17 protein-coding genes and 1 pseudogene are annotated in these 16438 nt (G+C 66.1%); 16 read left to right on the forward strand and 2 right to left on the reverse strand.

Going from position 1 to position 16438, the window contains the following annotated elements; translation table 11 throughout:
* The coding region (locus N878_RS21665) for an SDR family NAD(P)-dependent oxidoreductase (RefSeq protein ID WP_021445625.1) at positions 1-471 on the reverse strand (471 nt) is incomplete at its 3' end.
* Between the two features lie 90 nt (positions 472-561).
* Between N878_RS21665 and N878_RS21670 the strand changes: the two genes are divergently transcribed.
* The 16 genes from N878_RS21670 to N878_RS21735 all read left to right on the forward strand — a co-directional run bounded on the left by N878_RS21670 (position 562) and on the right by N878_RS21735 (position 15978).
* Positions 562-1122, forward strand: coding sequence for a TetR/AcrR family transcriptional regulator (locus N878_RS21670; protein ID WP_021445626.1), 561 nt, complete (start codon positions 562-564; stop codon positions 1120-1122).
* Between the two features lie 50 nt (positions 1123-1172).
* Entirely contained in the window at positions 1173-1823 is a 651-nt protein-coding gene (locus N878_RS21675; protein ID WP_021445627.1) for a YceH family protein, read from the forward strand.
* A gap of 26 nt (positions 1824-1849) precedes the next feature.
* Complete coding sequence (locus tag N878_RS21680) at positions 1850-2155, forward strand: I78 family peptidase inhibitor (RefSeq protein WP_021445628.1); 306 nt, start codon at positions 1850-1852, stop codon at positions 2153-2155.
* A 96-nt stretch (positions 2156-2251) separates the two neighbouring features.
* On the forward strand, positions 2252-2704 hold the full coding sequence (locus N878_RS21685; RefSeq protein WP_021445629.1) for a MarR family winged helix-turn-helix transcriptional regulator: 453 nt from the start codon (positions 2252-2254) through the stop codon (positions 2702-2704).
* Positions 2705-3008: 304 nt separating this feature from the next.
* Positions 3009-3134 carry a hypothetical protein gene (locus N878_RS29685; RefSeq protein ID WP_021445630.1) on the forward strand — a complete coding sequence of 42 codons (126 nt, stop codon included), beginning with the start codon at positions 3009-3011 and terminating at the stop codon, positions 3132-3134.
* 48 nt (positions 3135-3182) lie between these two features.
* Positions 3183-3608 (forward strand): organic hydroperoxide resistance protein, encoded by a 426-nt coding sequence (locus tag N878_RS21690; protein WP_021445631.1) that lies wholly within the window; start codon positions 3183-3185, stop codon positions 3606-3608.
* Between the two features lie 396 nt (positions 3609-4004).
* A complete protein-coding gene (locus N878_RS21695) occupies positions 4005-7007 on the forward strand; it encodes a molybdopterin cofactor-binding domain-containing protein (protein ID WP_031303683.1) in 3003 nt (1000 codons plus the stop codon).
* Positions 7004-7810, forward strand: coding sequence for a xanthine dehydrogenase family protein subunit M (locus N878_RS21700; RefSeq protein ID WP_021445633.1), 807 nt, complete (start codon positions 7004-7006; stop codon positions 7808-7810). Before N878_RS21695 ends, N878_RS21700 begins: the two co-directional genes overlap by 4 nt.
* Positions 7811-7812: 2 nt before the next feature.
* A complete protein-coding gene (locus N878_RS21705) occupies positions 7813-8319 on the forward strand; it encodes a (2Fe-2S)-binding protein (RefSeq protein ID WP_021445634.1) in 507 nt (168 codons plus the stop codon).
* A complete protein-coding gene (locus N878_RS21710; protein ID WP_021445635.1) occupies positions 8319-9851 on the forward strand; it encodes an AMP-binding protein in 1533 nt (510 codons plus the stop codon). Before N878_RS21705 ends, N878_RS21710 begins: the two co-directional genes overlap by 1 nt.
* Positions 9852-9878: 27 nt before the next feature.
* Entirely contained in the window at positions 9879-10682 is an 804-nt protein-coding gene (locus N878_RS21715; RefSeq protein ID WP_021445636.1) for an enoyl-CoA hydratase/isomerase family protein, read from the forward strand.
* An 83-nt stretch (positions 10683-10765) separates the two neighbouring features.
* Positions 10766-12007, forward strand: a complete 1242-nt coding sequence (locus N878_RS21720; protein WP_021445637.1) for a benzoate/H(+) symporter BenE family transporter — start codon at positions 10766-10768, stop codon at positions 12005-12007.
* Between the two features lie 148 nt (positions 12008-12155).
* On the forward strand, positions 12156-13454 hold the full coding sequence (locus tag N878_RS21725) for an OprD family porin (protein ID WP_021445638.1): 1299 nt from the start codon (positions 12156-12158) through the stop codon (positions 13452-13454).
* A gap of 323 nt (positions 13455-13777) precedes the next feature.
* Positions 13778-14749 (forward strand): XdhC family protein, encoded by a 972-nt coding sequence (locus N878_RS21730; RefSeq protein ID WP_031303685.1) that lies wholly within the window; start codon positions 13778-13780, stop codon positions 14747-14749.
* Positions 14739-15110 (forward strand): NTP transferase domain-containing protein, encoded by a 372-nt coding sequence (locus N878_RS30005; protein ID WP_177342926.1) that lies wholly within the window; start codon positions 14739-14741, stop codon positions 15108-15110. The genes N878_RS21730 and N878_RS30005 overlap by 11 nt, the downstream gene beginning before the upstream one ends.
* A 13-nt stretch (positions 15111-15123) precedes the next feature.
* Complete coding sequence (locus tag N878_RS21735; RefSeq protein WP_021445641.1) at positions 15124-15978, forward strand: AraC family transcriptional regulator; 855 nt, start codon at positions 15124-15126, stop codon at positions 15976-15978.
* Between the two features lie 235 nt (positions 15979-16213).
* On the opposite strand, the pseudogene N878_RS21740 reads toward N878_RS21735, so the two are convergent.
* Positions 16214-16438 (reverse strand): annotated as a pseudogene (locus N878_RS21740) (aspartate aminotransferase family protein); the annotation flags it as partial.

Below are 16438 nucleotides of genomic sequence, written 5' to 3' on the forward strand. Positions count from 1 at the left end.
GGCGAAGGCGGCGAACCCGGCGGCGCCGCGCAGACCGGCGGTGGCGCCGGTGAACAGGATGGTGCCGCGGCCGCGGGCGACCATGCGCTTGGCCACCGCCTGGCTGGTGAGGAACCCGGCGAAGCAGGCCATTTCCCAGATCTTGAAGTACTTGCGCGCGGTCTCCTCAAGGATGCTGCAGGGCACGTTGGCGCCGATGTTGAAGACCATCGCCTCGATCGGGCCGATCTCCCGTTCGATGTGCTCGACCAGTTCGGCCACCTGCTCTTCCTGGCGCGCATCGGAGGCGAAACCATGGGCCTCGCCGCCCTCGGCGCGAATCTGCTCGAGCAGCGGCTGCAACTTGTCCAGGCTGCGCCGGGTGACGCAGGCGACATAGCCTTCGCGGGCGAAACGCCGGGCGATGGCGCCGCCGGTGGCATCGCCGGCGCCGATAACCAGTGCGACTTTCTTGTTGTGTACGTCACTCATGGCCTACCTCGCTAACTAAACGGTCGTTAGGTGAACGGACGTTATGCTAGGCTTCGCGCCAGGTCAAGCGACATCCTTCCGGAGAGAACCATGCGCTACTCCGCCGAACACAAGGCCGAAACCCGCGAGAAACTGCTCGCCAGCAGCGGCGCCATCGCCAAGCAGGGCGGCTTCGCCACCACCGGCGTGGACGCCCTGATGAAGGCCATCGGCCTCAGCGGCGCGGCCTTCTACAGCCATTTCGACTCCAAGGACGCGCTGTTCGCCGCGCTGCTCGAACGCGAGCTGAGCAACAGCCTGGCCCGCCTCGGCGCCGGCGATGGCGGGCGCGACAAGCTCAAGCGCTGCCTGGCCGCCTACCTCAGCCTGGCCCACGTCGAACAGCCGCAGCAGGGCTGCGCCCTGCCCGCCCTCGGCGCCGAGATCGCCCGCGCCGACCTGGCCGTACGCCAACGCGTCGAGGACTGGATAGTGCAACTGCAGCAGGCCTGGGCCGAGATCTTGGACGATCCGCAACTGGCCTGGGCCATCCTCGCCCAATGCCTCGGCGCCGTGCTGCTGGCGCGCATGCTGGCAGGCGGCGAAGCCCGCCAGCAGGTGCTGGACGCCAGCCTGAATCTGCTGCAAGGCACACTGGAGCCTGTCGGCTGAGGGCGGATACCGCTAGGCTAGAGGCTATTTCCCCGCGGCAGGATCCCCCCATGTCCCATACCCCCTCCCCCCTGGTCGGCGACAGCCCGTTGCACGCCATCGAAGTGCGCCTGCTCGGCTGCCTGATCGAAAAGCAGCTGACCACCCCGGAAAGCTACCCGCTGACCCTCAATGCCCTGCAACTGGCCTGCAACCAGAAGACCAGCCGCGAGCCGCTGATGAACCTGGAAACCGGCGAAGTCGGCCGTTACCTGCGCAGCCTGGAAGGCCGCGAGCTGGTGCGCCTGGTCATGGGCAGCCGCGCCGACCGCTGGGAGCAGCGCTGCGACAAGCAGCTGGAGCTGGTCAAGCCGCAGACCGTGCTGCTCGGCCTGCTCCTGCTGCGCGGCCCGCAGACCCTGAGCGAACTGCTGACACGCAGCAACCGCATGCACGACTTCGACGACGTCGCCGAAGTCCAGCACCAGCTGGAGCGCCTGATCGGCCGCGGCCTGGTGGTGCTGCTGCCGCGCCAGAGCGGCCAGCGCGAGGATCGCTATATGCACCTGCTGGGCGAGCCGGCCGACCTGGAAAGCCTGCTGGCCAGCCGCCCCAGTTCGCGTAGCGAGACCTCGGCACCTAACGACGAACGCCTGGTCGAACTGGAAGCGCGCATCGCCGCCCTCGAAGAACGTCTGGCGCGCCTCGAAGGCGCGCAATAATCCCCATGGAAAAGGAGCCCACAGCGTTGACTCTCAAGACCCGTTTCAGCCTGATTCTCGCCACCGCCCTGCTCGCCGCCGGCTGCAGCACCGCCGACAAACCGCCGGCCAAGCCCGCCGACCCCAGCCAGGGCTGCACCTCCTCGGCAGTGGAACACCTGCAGGGCCAGGTGGCCACCCCCGAACTGCTCGAACAGGCCCGCCAGCAGGCCGGCGCCAGCACCGCTCGCGTGCTCACCCCCGGCAGCGTGGTGACCCTGGAATACAACGGCCAGCGCCTCAATCTCAACGTCGACGACCAGCGCGTCATCACCCGCGTATCCTGCGGCTAGCCTGGTCGAGGTGCGGGTGACGCCCGCACCTTCCTCTGGCGCAAAGATCATTGGCGCGCTAGCTTTAAGCACACTTCCCCCTCACAGGCCACCGCCATGACCACCCAAGTGCAGCCCTGCGCCGAGCTGCTGCTGGACAACCAGCTGTGCTTCGCCCTCTATTCCACCTCGCTGCTGATGACCAAGACCTACAAGCCGCTGCTGCAGGCACTGGGACTGACCTACCCGCAGTACCTGGCCATGCTGGTGCTGTGGGAGAACGACGGCATCACCGTCGGCGAGATCAGCGCACGCATGCTCACCGACCCCGGCTCGCTCACCCCCCTGCTCAAGCGCCTGGAAAGCGAGGGCCTGCTGCAGCGGGTACGCAGCAGCCAGGACGAACGCGTGGTGCAGCTCTACCTCACCGACCGGGGCCGCGCCCTGCACGAGCAGGCCAAGGCGCTGCCGGCCTGCATCCTCAAGGCCTCCGGCCTGAGCCTGGAGAAGCTCGCCTCGCTCAAAGCGGATCTGGTGGAACTGCGCAGTCACCTGCAGCAATCGCTCTAAACCAGGCGCTCATGCCGCCCATCGCACCGGCAGCGATTGAGCGGCCGCCACCTCAAGGTCCATCCGAGGTCCGCACGCCCCCGCCCGAGCACTTCCATCGGCTCTATCCCCCGTCACGCCTGCTTATGCTCTGAAGTTCCAGGGTTATAGCGAAATACTCAAAAAATTATCTTGCGCGCAAAATGTATGCGGACTACAGTTCGCTCCATGGAAATGACTTGCACACAAAACATTAGCGCGAAACATTCCACGGAGACTTCGCAGTCGTCTCCACCCGCTACCCACCGAAGCCCTGGAGAAACCGATGAAAACCCTGATCGCACTGACCGCCACGCTGATTCTTTCCGCCCCGGTTCTGGCCGACAATGGTCAAGCCAGCCAGAACGGCAAGGGCCTGTACCCCGAATGGCTGGTCAGCCACGAAGGCTGATCGACGAATACCTACGCCCCCCCATCGCATCTCAAGAGGAATACCGCCATGACCATCGAAAACGTTCTCTACCGTGCTACCGCTGAAGCCTTCGGCGGCCGTGAAGGCCGCGCCGTCTCCTCCGACGGCGTACTGGACATCGCCCTGACCACGCCGAAGGAACTCGGCGGCGCCGGCGGCAACGGCACCAACCCGGAACAACTGTTCGCCGCCGGCTATTCGGCCTGCTTCCTCGGCGCCCTGAAGTTCGTCGCCGCCCGCGACAAGCTGAGCATCCCGGCCGACTCCTTTATCGAAGGCACCGTGGGCATCGGCCCGATCCCCACCGGCTTCGGCATCGAGGTGGAGCTGCGCATCAGCCTGCCGGGCCTGGACCGCGAAGCGGCGCAGACCCTGGTGGACCGCGCGCACATCGTCTGCCCCTACTCCAATGCCACCCGCGGCAACATCGACGTCACCTTGACCATCGTCTGACACACTGGGGCGAACGCTGACGGCCTGGCCGTCAGCGGGCCCAAGAGGAAACACCGCAGCCACCCCGTGATGACCGCTCGCAGCGGCACCGGCCCACGAGCAGCTGTCCAGCGCCTGCTGCAACCAGAACCGCCCTTGTGGATCCGTCCGCCATCCCGGTGGACACCAAGGTGATCCAGGTGAACGCTCGACGACCCACCGAGGCGGCCCAAGCGGCATTGCCCATACCAAAGCGCGTCCGGAAGAACGCCGCCATCCTCACCCCGTCAGACTGAAAGGCAAGCCAGCGGACGGCCGGGCAGATATTCATCGGCCCGGGCAAGGCGGCCGGCAGCCCGGGATCCCTACTCTTCACTACGAGTCAATCGCGCACAGCGATAAACGCGAGAAGTAGTGATGAACCTATATCAGCCTGACCCCGTCACCCAGCACAGCGGCCATATCGGCGCTCGTCAGACCCGTGTCGAGGATGCTGCATTGCTGCGTGGCCTGGGCTGCTATGCCGACGATGCTGCCACCGCGCCCGGTACCCTGCACGCGGCCATTGTCCGCTCCCCCCATCCCCATGCACGCATCACCGCCGTGGACTTCTCCAAAGCGCTGCTGATGAAAGGCGTGCACGGCGTACTCATCGGTGAGGACGTCAAGCGGTGGGCCTTGCCATTCCCGGTCGGCGTGCGTCAGCCGATGGAGCATTGGTGCATCGCCGTGGACAAGGTGCGCTACGTCGGCGAGCCGGTGGCGGTCGTGATCGCCGAGAGCCGTTACCTGGCCGAAGACGCCCTGGAAGGCGTACGTGTCGACTATGAGCCGCTGCCGCCGATCATCGACCCGGAAGCCGCCACCACCGAACAGGCGCCGGTGCTGCATGAGGCAGTCGGCAGCAACGTGGTCAACGAGCGGCATTTCCGCTACGGCGAACCGGAACAGGCCTTCGCGCAGGCGCCGCACCGGGTAGCGCTGAAGGTGCGCTTTCCGCGCAGCTCCTGCACCCCCATCGAATGCTACGTGGTGCTTGCCCAGTACGAACGCGCCACCGGCATCTACGATGTGCTGGCCAACTTCCAGGGCCCCTATGCGCTGCACACGGTGATGGCCCGCGCGCTCAACGTGCCGAGCAACCGCCTGCGTCTGCGCACGCCGAAAGACTCCGGCGGCAGCTTCGGGATCAAACAGGGCGTGTTCCCCTACGTGGTGATGATGGGGCTGGCGGCACGCAAGGTCGGAGCCCCGGTGAAATGGGTCGAGGACCGCCTCGAGCATCTGCAGGGCGCGTCCTCCGCGACCAATCGGGTCACCGAGATCGAGGCGGCGGTGCAGGCCGACGGTCGCATCACCGCCCTGCGTTATGACCAGATCGACGACTGCGGCGCCTACCTGCGCGCACCGGAACCGGCCACCTTTTATCGCATGCACGGCAACCTCACGGGCGCCTATGCGATTCGCAACCTGCTGGTGCGCAACCGCGTGGTGCTGACCAACAAGACCCCCACCGGCCTCAACCGGGGCTTCGGCGGCCCGCAGGTGTACTTCGCCCTGGAGCGTCTGCTGCAGCATATCGCCGTGCAGCTGGATCTCGATCCGCTGGAGGTGATCCGCCGCAACCTGGTACCGGCCGACGCCTTCCCCTACCGGGCCGCGGCCGGCGCCCTGCTGGATTCCGGCAATTACCAGGCCGGCATCGATTTGGCGGTCAGGGACGGCGGTCTCGACGAACTGTTGCGCCGCCGCGAGCAGGCGCGCGGCGAAGGTCGGCTGTACGGCATCGGCTATGCCGCGGTGATCGAGCCGTCGATCTCCAACATGGGCTACATCACCGCCGCGATGACGCCCGAGGAACGGCGCAAGGCCGGGCCGAAGAATGGTGCGGTGAGCACGGCGACCATCAACGTCGGCCCGCTCGGCGACGTCAGCGTGCACGTCTCCTCGACGCCCCAGGGCCAGGGGCACCAGACCGCGGTGGCGCAGATAGTCGCCGATGTGCTCGGTGTGGCGCTGGAATCGATAGTAGTCAACGTCGAACTGGACACTCAGAAGGATGCCTGGTCGATCGCCTCGGGCAACTATTCCAGTCGCTTCGCCGGCGCGGTGGCCGGGGTGGTCTACCAGGCCGCGCTGAAGGTGCGCGATCGCCTCGCCGCGATCGCCGCCGCGCAACTGCAAGCCAAGGCGGCAGACATCCGCTTCGGAGGCGGCAAGATCTTCGTCGCCGACGGCGGTCCTTCCGCAGCCTTTCACCGCATCGCCGGCGCCACCCACTGGACGCCTGGCCTGCTCCCGCAAGGCGAGCCGGGCGGCCTGCGCGAGACCGCATTCTGGAGCCCGCCGCAGCTCATGGCGCCGGACGACGACGATCTCATCAACAGCTCGCTGTGCTACGGCTTCGTCTTCGACATCTGTGGCCTGGAGATCGACCGCGTCACCGGCGCGATTCATATCGACCGCTACGTGACCTGCCACGATGCCGGCCGCCTGCTCAATCCCGCGCTGGTCGACGGGCAGATCCGCGGCGGCTTTACCCAGGGGCTTGGCGCGGCGCTGATGGAGGAGTTCGCCTATGGCGAGGACGGCAGCTTCCTCTCCGGAACCTTCGCCGACTACCTGGTGCCCACTGCCCCGGAAGTGCTCGAGCCGGTGATCCTGCATCTGGAAACACCCTCGCCGTTCACCCCCCTGGGGGCCAAGGGCGTCGGCGAGGGCAACAACATGAGCACGCCGGTATGCATCGCCAACGCCGTGGCCGATGCCCTCGGCCGCGCCGACATCCGCCTGCCGCTGACTCCCTCGAAGGTGCGCACGCTGATCGGCATCGACGAGCCGCCGCGGCCGGCCGGCATGCAGCAGGACGACGGTTTCGCCGCAGAGCCGGCCGCTGGTTCGGCCCTGCGCGCCAACGATGCGGTGGTGATCCCGGCGCCGCCACAGCAGGTGTTCGACACCCTGCTCGACCCGGCCACCCTGGCGGCGATCATCCCCGGCTGCCATGCCCTCGAACTGCAGGGCGAGAATCGCTACCGCGCGGACGTCACCGTCGGCGTCGGCATGATCCGCGCGCGCTTCGAGGCCAAGGTCGCCCTGAGCGAGCTGGACCCACCGCATTCGTTGCGCCTGTCCGGCTCCGGCACCAGCTCCATGGGCTCGGCCGAGGGCCACGCCAGGGTGCGTTTCGTCGCCTTGGAGAACGGTCACACGCGCCTGGAATACCAATACCAGGTCGCCGTCAGCGGCAAGGTCGCCGCAGTCGGCAGCCGCATGATGCAAGGGGCCTCGAAAGTGATCATCGGACAGATTTTCACCCGCCTGTCGCAGCGGGTCAGTGGCCAGGCGATCGCCGCGGGCTGGTGGCCCCGCCTGCGTGCGCTGTTGGCCAGGCTGCTCGGCAAGGGGGGGGCGCAATGAAACCGGCTGCCTTCGATTACGTCCGTGCCGAGAGCCGCCGCCAGGTGCTCGAGCTGCTCGCCGAGTATGGCGCGGATGCGCGCATCATTGCCGGCGGGCAGTCGCTGATGGCGGTGCTGAACATGCGCCTGGCCCAGCCCAAGCTGCTGATCGACATCAACCAGGTCGCCGACCTGGACTACATCGAGCTGCGCAAGGACTGCCTGGCGGTCGGCGCGGCGGTACGCCAGGCGCAGCTGCTGGCGCGGCCGACGCTGGTCGAGGAGGTGCCGCTGCTGGCCCTGGCGATGCCCTGGATCGGCCACTTCCAGACCCGCAACCGCGGCACCGTGTGCGGTTCGGTGGCCCACGCCGACCCCAGCGCCGAGCTGCCGCTGTGCCTGGTGACCTTGGGCGGCGAGATCGTCCTGGAGTCGAAGAAAGGCAGGCGCGTGGTCAAGGCCGCCGAGTTCTTCCAGGGCATTCTCACCACCGACAAACGCGCCGACGAACTGCTCGTCGAGGTGCGCTTCCCGCTCAAGCGCGAGGGCATCGACTACCGCTTCCGGGAAATCGCCATGCGCCACGGCGACTTCGCCATCGTCTCGCTGGTCGCCTGTGTCGGCACCGACGAGGTGCGTCTGGGCGTCGGCGGGGTCGCCGATCGCCCGGTGATGCGCAGCCTGCCGCGCGGCCCGGCACTGGCCGACGCGCTCAACGAAACCGCCTGGTCGCTCGACGCCCAGGACGATGTGCACGCCAGCGCGGCCTACCGCCGGCAACTGATTCGCGAGCTGGGTCACCGGCTCATCGAAGGAGTCTGAATATGCGCGCAACCGCCGAACAACGTTTTCCCGTCCGTCTCGAGCTCAATGGCCGCTCGCGCGAAGGCCTGGCCGAGCCGCGTACCCAGCTGTGCGATTTCCTGCGCCACGACCTCGGTGCCACCGGCGTTCATGTCGGCTGCGAGCACGGCGTCTGCGGCGCCTGCACGGTGCTGGTGGACGGCGTCGCCGTGCGCTCCTGCCTGATGCTCGCCGTGCAGGCCCACGAACGGCGCATCGAGACAGTCGAAGCGCTGGCCGACGACGACACGCTGAGCGACCTGCAACAGGCGTTCCGCCGTCATCACGCCCTGCAGTGCGGTTTCTGCACTGCGGGCATCCTCATGTCCTGCGTGGATTTCCTCGAGCGGCAGCCCGACCCGAGCGAGGCCGAAGTGCGCGACATGCTTTCCGGGCACCTGTGCCGCTGCACTGGTTACACCGGCATCGTCCAGGCGGTGCTGGAAGTGGCTGCCCAACGCCAAACGAACGAAGAGGTAAAACAATAATGTTCGATCTCGGACGCAGCTTCCTCGCTGCCGTGGAACGCCGCCCGCTGGCCACTGCGGTCAGCGACGGCACAGTGAAAAAAACCTACGAACAGTGGTTAGCCGATATCCAGTGTGCCGCCCACGGCCTCGCGTCACTCGGACTGGGCAGGGGTGATCGCCTGCTGGTGGCCATGCAGAACCGCTGGCAGATGGCGACCCTGCACTGGGCCTGCCAGTTCGCCGGCATCGTCATGACCCCGCTGAACTGGCGCTCGACTGCCGAGGAGTTGGCCTACTGCATCGAGGATGCGCAGGTCCGCGCATTGGCCTACGACGACGCCACCGTGGCTGCGGTCGCTGCCTGCGCGGCGGCGAACGGTCTGCCGCGGATCGCCGCGGGTGAGCGCGCCGCGGACGCCGACCTGAGCTTCGCCGAACTCTGCGCAGAGGCGCCGACGACGACCATCCTGCGCGCCACGCCCGAGGATTTCTCCCTGCTGCTCTATACCTCCGGCACCACCAGCAAGCCCAAGGGCGTGCCGCGCCGGCATAGCGCGGAACGCGCCGCGGCGGTCGCCCATGTGGCGCAGAACCTCTATCGCCACGGTGAATGCACCCTCGGCGTGATGCCGCTGTACCACACCATGGGCGTGCGCTCGCTGCTGGCCATGGCGCTGATCGACGGGCATTTCGTCTGCGTGCCGAAGTTCGACGTCGAGGCCACCCTGGAGGCCATCGAGCGGGAACAGGTCAGCAACCTGTACCTGGTGCCGACCCTCTATCACATGCTCATCGAGCACCCGGCCTTCACCCGCGAACGGGTCGCCAGCGTGGAGAAAATCGGCTTCGCCGGCGCGCCCATGAGCGACGGGCTGATGCGCCGTGTCGAGCAGGCGTTCCAGCCGCAGTTGTTCGTCAACCACTACGGCAGCTCGGAGATCTATACCTTCACCATCGACCAGCAGGCCAGCCGCAAGCCTGGCTCCTCGGGGCGCAGCGCGCTGAACCAGCGGGTGCGGGTGGTGCCGATCGACGCCGAATCGGCACAGGTGCAAAGCAAGCCCATGGAAGAAGGCCAGATCGTCGCCGACCTGGCCAGCGACGAGGCGTTCGAAGGCTACCTGAACCGCCCCGAAGCCACGGCCAAGGCGCTGCGCGACGGCTGGTACTTCACCGGCGACACCGGCTATTTCGATGAGGACGGCGACCTGTTTGTCACCGGGCGGGTGGACGACCTGATCATCACCGGCGGCGAGAACGTCAGCCCGGTGGAGATCGAGAACGTGCTCTCACTGCACCCCGCCGTCGAGGAAGTGGTGGTGGTCGGTCTGCCGGACGAGCAGTGGGGCAAGATCATCGCCGCCTTCATCAAGCGGCGTGCCGAGGTCAGCGAAAGCGAACTGGATGCCCACTGCATCAGTTCCGGCCTGGCCAAGTTCAAGCGGCCGCGGCGTTACCAGTTCATCGACGAAATTCCCAAATCCCCCGTTGGCAAGGTGCTGCGCCGCGTCTTGCTGGCCCAGCACCAGGAACAGGCCCAAAAAGGCTGACCGCTCACTATCCCGAGGACATCCATCATGCAACTGCAAGCGACCCAGCAATTTCTCGAAACCCCGTTCGACGGCTTCCAGGTCGAGGTCGATGCGGCCCGTGAGCGCGCCGACATCATCCTCAACCGCCCGCCGCTGAACGTCATTTCCATGGCCCAGCGCGACCAGCTGCGCCAGGTCTTCGAAGCGCTTGACGCGCATCCGCAGGTGCGCGTCATCGTGCTGCGCGCGGTGGGCGAGCACTTCTCCAGCGGCGGCGACATCAAGGGCTTCCTCGAGGCCTCGCCGGAGCACGTCTCCAAGCTGGCCTGGAACGTCGCCGCGCCGGTGCGCTGCGAGAAGCCGGTGATCGCCGCCAACCGTGGCTACACCTTCGGCGTCGGTTTCGAGCTGTCGCTGGCCTGCGATTTCCGCATCGCCTCGGAGACCACTCGCTACGCATTGCCCGAGCAGAATCTCGGGCAGATCCCCGGCTCCGGCGGTTCGGCGCGCCTGCAGAAGATCATCGGCGTGGCCCGCACCAAGCACATGGTCATGCGCGCCAAGCGCATCAGCGGCGAACAGGCCTATGACTGGGGCATCGCCACCGAGTGCGTCGCGGACGCCGAGCTGGACAGCACGGTAGACGCGCTGGTCGAAGAACTGCGGCGCTTCTCGCCGCTGGCCCAGCGCACGGCCAAGCGCTTGATCAACGACAACGAAGACGCGCCGCTGAGCGTGGCCATCGAGATGGAAGGCCACTGCTACAGCCGCCTGCGCAGCTCGCATGACTTCAAGGAAGGCGTCGAGGCGTTCCACAGCAAGCGCCCGGCGGTATTCCGCGGCGAGTGATCTTCCCGTCGGGGCTTGCCTGCGGCAGGCCCCGGCAGACAACGGCCATACCGCAGTACAACAACAATCGCGGAGAACGGGTCATGCCTGGCAATAAAGCGAACACGGTTTTTGCATCACCCTCCGACGTCTCAGCAGGCTATTCACTGCGAGAGGCATTCACCCTCAAGTCGGTCAGCGCCGGGGTCGTAGCCGCGCTGTTCGGCTGTTCCGGGCCGGCGCTGATCGTCATCAGCGCCGCCGAAGCCGGCCATCTGAGCAATGGCCAGACGGTTGCCTGGCTATTCGCCATCTACGTGCTCGGCGGACTGATCAGCATCGGCATGGCGCTGCGCTACCGCCAGCCGATCTGCGGCGCTTACTCGATTCCTGGCGCGGCGATCATGATCGCGGCACTCGGCGGTCTGGATTTTCGCCAGGCGGTCGGCGCCTTCATCATGAGCGGTGCGCTGGTCCTGCTGCTCGGCTTGAGCGGGCTGATCGGCAAGTTGATGCGCTGGCTGCCGATGCCCATCGTCATGGCGATGATCGCCGGCGCGATGATCCGCTTCGGCGTCGGCGCGGTCGAGGCGGTCGGCAGCGTTCCGCTGATGGCCGGTCTGGCGGCGCTGACCTTCTTCCTGGTCATGCGCTTCGTCAAGGCGGTGCCGCCGGTGCTGGCTGCCGGGGTGGTGGGTTTCGCCGCGGCCTTGGCCCTGGGCCTGCTGAAACCGGCGGATGTGGATATCGCCTTCGTCATGCCGACTTTCACCACGCCCATGTTCACCCTGGCGACCTTCTTCGCCATATCGGTGCCGCTGGCGGCGCTGGTGATCGGTGCCGAGAATGCCCAGGCCACCGGCGTGCTGATGGTCGAGGGCTACAAGCCGCCGGTCAATGAGATGACCGTGGTGAGCGGCGTGGGCGGCATGCTGGCCGGGCTGTTGGGCGGGCACAACGCCAATATCGCCGGGCCGATGACGGCGATCTGCAGTTCCGAGCAGGCCGGCGACGATCCGCGTCAACGCTACGGGGCGACCCTGGTCAATGGCGTGCTGTTCGCCCTGTTCGGCGTATTCGCCGGTGTCGCCGTGCCCTTCATCCTCGCCTTGCCGCGTGAGTTGATCCTGGTGGTCGCCGGCCTGGCGATGATCGGCGTGTTGCTCAGCTCGTTGCAGCAGGCCTTTCACAAAGAAACCGGCTGCCAGATCGGTGCATTCGTCGCCCTGGTGGTGGCCATGAGCAAGTTCAGCCTGTTCGGTATCAGCGCGCCGTTCTGGGCGCTGGTGATCGGCGTGGCGGTGTCCTGGGTGCTCGGCGAGTTGCGCCGTGAGCGGGCCGCCTAGAGTGGCCTGGCCGTCGGCCAGTAACGACACAGCGCGCACGTCTTAAACGCTGTCCCCCTCGAGAGTTCCCACTGCCACACATGGACCTGCACGAGGCCCGTGGGAGCTCTTTTGCCTAAAAATCGAATAAGAAAGAGAGCGTATAACTATGACCTTTACCTTGACTCGCCTATGCAAAGCCACCCGTTGCCTGGTCTACACCGGTTTGCTGCTGGGGTTGCCGTTCCAGGCTTTGGCGGCCGACAGCGATTTTTTCAAGGACGCCACGGCAACCCTGCAAGCACGCAATTACTACTTCAGTCGCGACTTTTCCGACATAGTCGGGCCGAACCAGCAGTCCAAGGCCGAGGAGTGGGCGCAGGGTTTCATCCTCAACGTGAAATCCGGCTACACCCCGGGGCCGGTGGGTTTCGGCGTGGATGCCATCGGCCTGCTCGGTCTCAAGCTCGACAGCAGCCCGGATCGGGTGAACACCGGCCTGTTGCCGACCCGCGAGAGCGGCAAGGCGGCCGATGATTACAGCCGCCTGGGCGCCGCCTTGAAGGTCAAGCTGTCGGCGACCGAGCTGAAGGTCGGCGAGCTGCAGCCCAACCTGCCGGTGCTGGCCTTCAGCGACATACGCCTGCTGCCGCCGAGCTACCAAGGTGTCAGCGTCGTCTCCAACGAGCTGGCCGGGCTGACCCTGCAGGCCGGCCACCTCAACTCCACCAGCCTGCGCAACGAGGCCGGCGACGACCAGATGCTGGCCACCCTCGGCCACCTGCCGCAGCGCGCCGCCCGCAGCGACGCCTTCAACTATGCCGGCGCTGACTACGCCTTCAACGCCAGCCGCACCACCGCCAGCGCCTGGTACGGCGAGTTGGAGGATATCTACAACCAGCGCTTCATCGGCCTCAAGCACAGCGAGCCGCTGGGCGCCTGGATCCTGGGTGCCAACCTCGGTTTCTACGACGCCAGTGAGGACGGCGACCGCTTGCTCGGCGACATCGACAACCAGGCGGCCTTCGCCCTGCTGTCGGCCAAGCACGGAGGCCACACCTTTTATGTCGGCTACCAGGCAATGTTCGGCGACGACGCCTTCCCGCGGGTGTTCGCCAACATCGCGCCGCTGGGCAACGAGGTGCCGACCTTCGAGTTCGCCTCAGCCGACGAGCGTTCCTGGCAGGCGCGTTACGACTACGACTTCGCCGCCATGGGCGTGCCCGGGTTGGTGGCCGGGGTGCGCTATATCCGCGGCGACAACGTCGATGCCCAGGCCACCAACCGCGGCGGTGCGCGCTACGAGGGCAAGGACTGGGAGCGCGACCTGGACATCGGCTACGTGGTGCAGAGCGGCGCGCTCAAGGGCCTCGGCGTGCGTGTGCGCAACGTCACCGCGCGCTCCAACTACCGCACCGACATCGACGAGAACCGGCTGATCCTCAGCTACAGCCTGACTTTGTTTTGAGCCCTTCCCGGTATCCCGGGTGATGGCTTGGCCCGCTCTCGCGGGCCTTTTTTATTGGCCCATCAGCCCTTATTTAGACGAAAAGGCAATTCGGCGGACGTAAAGACCAATATTCCATCGGGTTGGCAAGGCGTGCGCCATTGCGTGCCGTAACCTGACCATCCGGCGGGCGGCTGATAAAACGCTGCAACGACAAAACGCAGGCATCACCGGGGATTTCCCGCACCCGTGCATGTCTGGACAGGGGCGAAGCGGGCAACTTCGCGTCTGCTGCCTCCCCTGTGAAGACACGGGTGATAGCGGCTCTACGAGGTACTGGAAGCATGCGCCATCTCGATCTACAGGTTGTCAGCCAGGCGCTCGACTGGGCCCGTGCCGGTCGTGCGTTGTGGTTCTGTACGGTTCTCTCGACCTATGGCTCGGCGCCGCGTGCGCCGGGGGCGATGCTGGTGGCCAGCGCTGCCGGCGAGCATGTCGGTTCACTCTCCGGCGGCTGTGTCGAGGAGGAATTCCTCGCCAGCCTGGCCCGTGGCGAGCTGCGCGAGCCGGCGCAGATTGTCCGCTACGGCGACAGCGCCGAGGAGAGCCGGCGCCTGCGTTTGCCCTGCGGTGGGGTGCTGGTGGTGCTGGTGGAACACCGCGCGCCCAGCGGCGAGTGGATCGAGCACCTGCAAGCCCTGCAGGCGGCGTTGCTCGGTCAGCATCGCCTGGTGCGTCATGTCGACCTTGGCAGTGGTGCGCTGCGCCTGGATCCGGACGCCGGTCAGGGTAGCGAACGGGTGCAAGTCGTCGATGAAACGGTGCGCATTCATGTCGGCCCGGTGCTGCGCCTGATCCTCGCCGGGCTCTCCCCGGTGGCCGAGGCCTGCGCCGCTTTTGCCCGTGCCATCGGCTGCGAGGTGATCGCCTGCGACCCCCGTGAGGAGGTCGAGCACATCGTGCTCGACGGCGTGCAGATGCAGCGCGTGCTGCCCTCGCTGTTTATCGGCGCCGGAGGCTGCCACGCCGCCACCGCAGTGGTGGCGTTGACCCACGACCCGCGTATCGACGACCTGGCGCTGATGGAAGCGGTGCACACCCCGGCGTTCTACATTGGCGCCATGGGCTCGCAGGCCACCTCGGCCAAGCGCGCCGAACGCCTCAAGCGCGTTGGCGGCCTGTCCGACGAGCAGATCGCGCGCCTGCACATGCCCATCGGTCTGGATCTGGGTAGCAAGGCGCCGGCGGAAATAGCCCTGGCGGTCATGGCCGATGTCCTGCGCGTGTACCACGGCAAGGCGCGTCATGCCTTGTGAGCAGGTCGCGGCCCTGGCGCTGGCGGTATTGCGCGGCGATATGCCCCGGATCGGCTCTACGACTCATGGATACTTGTGCGCCAAGGCGAATCGATCAAATATTGCGCAGCCCCGCTATCGAGGCTACTCAGCACATCCGCTGTGGTTTGGCCAAGATTTCTGGCCAGCGCTGCCGGGACTCGATGGCGATAGCGGTGCCCCTGAACTCCTCCGTGAGCACGCGCCGCCCGCCGTGGAGGGTCCAGGTATCCACCTGGATATCGATACGCCTGCCGACCTTCGGCTAACCGCCCCGAGGGAAATCTTCCAAGACGACGCAGAGAGAACCAAGCGCTGCGGACAACGCTCATCCAGCGGATGAGGGAGAACAGCTTATGTCGGACGCTCAACGCGTATTTCATGGCAATTTCGGCCGCGTTGCCTTGTTGAACATGAACAAACCCTTGGTCATGCATACCCATTCGGAATGCCATGTGCTGGTGAAAGTGGCGGGAGACGACACCTTCTTCAACGTCCGTGGCCGTCAGGTGCCGCTGACCGACCGCAATGCGGTCCTGGTCAACGCCTGGGAACCGCATTATTTCGATTATCAGGCAGGTGCCGGCAATACCTTGATTCTGGCTCTGTACATCGAGCCGGCCTGGCTGGCCACCGCGCAACAGTCGCTCGCCTTGAGCAGTCGGCCAGACTTTTTTGCGCAATCCTCCATGGAACTGAGCACGCAAAACCGCAATCTGGCGGATCGCTTGATTGCTGAAATGCACAGCCCTGGCCTGGTTCCACAGGAGCGTATCGAGTTTTACCTGTTCGACTTCCTCATCCAGCTGATCGAAGACTCCTCGCAGTGGCGGCACCTCTGTCGGATGGGCGTTCGCACCGTCAATGACTACCGCGACGCGCGGGTGCGCAAAGGTACCGACTATTTGCTCAATCACCTGGATGACCCGGCGCCAATCGACAATGCGGCCAAAAGCTGCGGTCTGTCGCGCGCGCACTTCTATTCCCTGTTTCGCAAGGACACCGGCATGACCCCCAACCTGCTGCTCAACGCGGCGAGGATGCGGCGTGCCTTTTCCTGGCTCGACAGCGAGCGCAGTGGCACCCTGGGCTTGCTTTCCGAATCCTTGGGGTTCTCCGAGCAGGGGCATTTCACGCGCTTCTTCAAGCACCATATCGGCGCCTCGCCGAGCCAGTACCAGCGGGTGGTGGACAGTTACCCGCACTCCTGAGCCATGGATCCTTGGCGGTCGCCGGAGCCCAGTGCACAGGGTTCTTGCATTGAAGCGAATGGCTGCTGCCGGTCGTGGCCGGCCAGCGTTGACCCGGGATTACGGCGGTGCGCACCGCGCTGGATCGGGTCGCCCGAGCGCCGCAGAACAGCCTCGAGCCAGCGGCTGAAAAACCAAACCCCGCCACCGTTACCGGTGGCGGGGTTTGGTTTTGCTCATCGTCCTTCGCGACTGCTCACACAGAGCTACGAACCTGTTCCCAGGTCAGGTCCAGGCACTTGCGTGCTTTTTCCACCAGTTCGTCGATCTCCGCACGGCTGATCACCAGCGGCGGCGCGATGATCATGGTGTCGCCCACGGCGCGCATGATCAGACCATTAGTAAAGCAGTGTCCGCGGCAGACCATGCCCGCCGCCACCGCATCCGGGTAGCGCGTGCGCGTCGCCTTGTCCCGCACCAG

The sequence above is a fragment of the Pseudomonas sp. EGD-AK9 genome (genome assembly GCF_000465935.2).
Taxonomy (GTDB): domain Bacteria; phylum Pseudomonadota; class Gammaproteobacteria; order Pseudomonadales; family Pseudomonadaceae; genus Aquipseudomonas.

Coding starts and splice junctions, on each gene's coding strand:
- N878_RS21670 (WP_021445626.1), top strand. CDS start 562: ATGCGCTACTCCGCCGAACACAAGGCCGAAACCCGCGAGAAACTGCTC.
- N878_RS21675 (WP_021445627.1), top strand. CDS start 1,173: ATGTCCCATACCCCCTCCCCCCTGGTCGGCGACAGCCCGTTGCACGCC.
- N878_RS21685 (WP_021445629.1), top strand. CDS start 2,252: ATGACCACCCAAGTGCAGCCCTGCGCCGAGCTGCTGCTGGACAACCAG.
- N878_RS29685 (WP_021445630.1), top strand. CDS start 3,009: ATGAAAACCCTGATCGCACTGACCGCCACGCTGATTCTTTCCGCCCCG.
- N878_RS21690 (WP_021445631.1), top strand. CDS start 3,183: ATGACCATCGAAAACGTTCTCTACCGTGCTACCGCTGAAGCCTTCGGC.
- N878_RS21695 (WP_031303683.1), top strand. CDS start 4,005: ATGAACCTATATCAGCCTGACCCCGTCACCCAGCACAGCGGCCATATC.
- N878_RS21700 (WP_021445633.1), top strand. CDS start 7,004: ATGAAACCGGCTGCCTTCGATTACGTCCGTGCCGAGAGCCGCCGCCAG.
- N878_RS21705 (WP_021445634.1), top strand. CDS start 7,813: ATGCGCGCAACCGCCGAACAACGTTTTCCCGTCCGTCTCGAGCTCAAT.
- N878_RS21710 (WP_021445635.1), top strand. CDS start 8,319: ATGTTCGATCTCGGACGCAGCTTCCTCGCTGCCGTGGAACGCCGCCCG.
- N878_RS21715 (WP_021445636.1), top strand. CDS start 9,879: ATGCAACTGCAAGCGACCCAGCAATTTCTCGAAACCCCGTTCGACGGC.
- N878_RS21720 (WP_021445637.1), top strand. CDS start 10,766: ATGCCTGGCAATAAAGCGAACACGGTTTTTGCATCACCCTCCGACGTC.
- N878_RS21725 (WP_021445638.1), top strand. CDS start 12,156: ATGACCTTTACCTTGACTCGCCTATGCAAAGCCACCCGTTGCCTGGTC.
- N878_RS21730 (WP_031303685.1), top strand. CDS start 13,778: ATGCGCCATCTCGATCTACAGGTTGTCAGCCAGGCGCTCGACTGGGCC.
- N878_RS30005 (WP_177342926.1), top strand. CDS start 14,739: ATGCCTTGTGAGCAGGTCGCGGCCCTGGCGCTGGCGGTATTGCGCGGC.
- N878_RS21735 (WP_021445641.1), top strand. CDS start 15,124: ATGTCGGACGCTCAACGCGTATTTCATGGCAATTTCGGCCGCGTTGCC.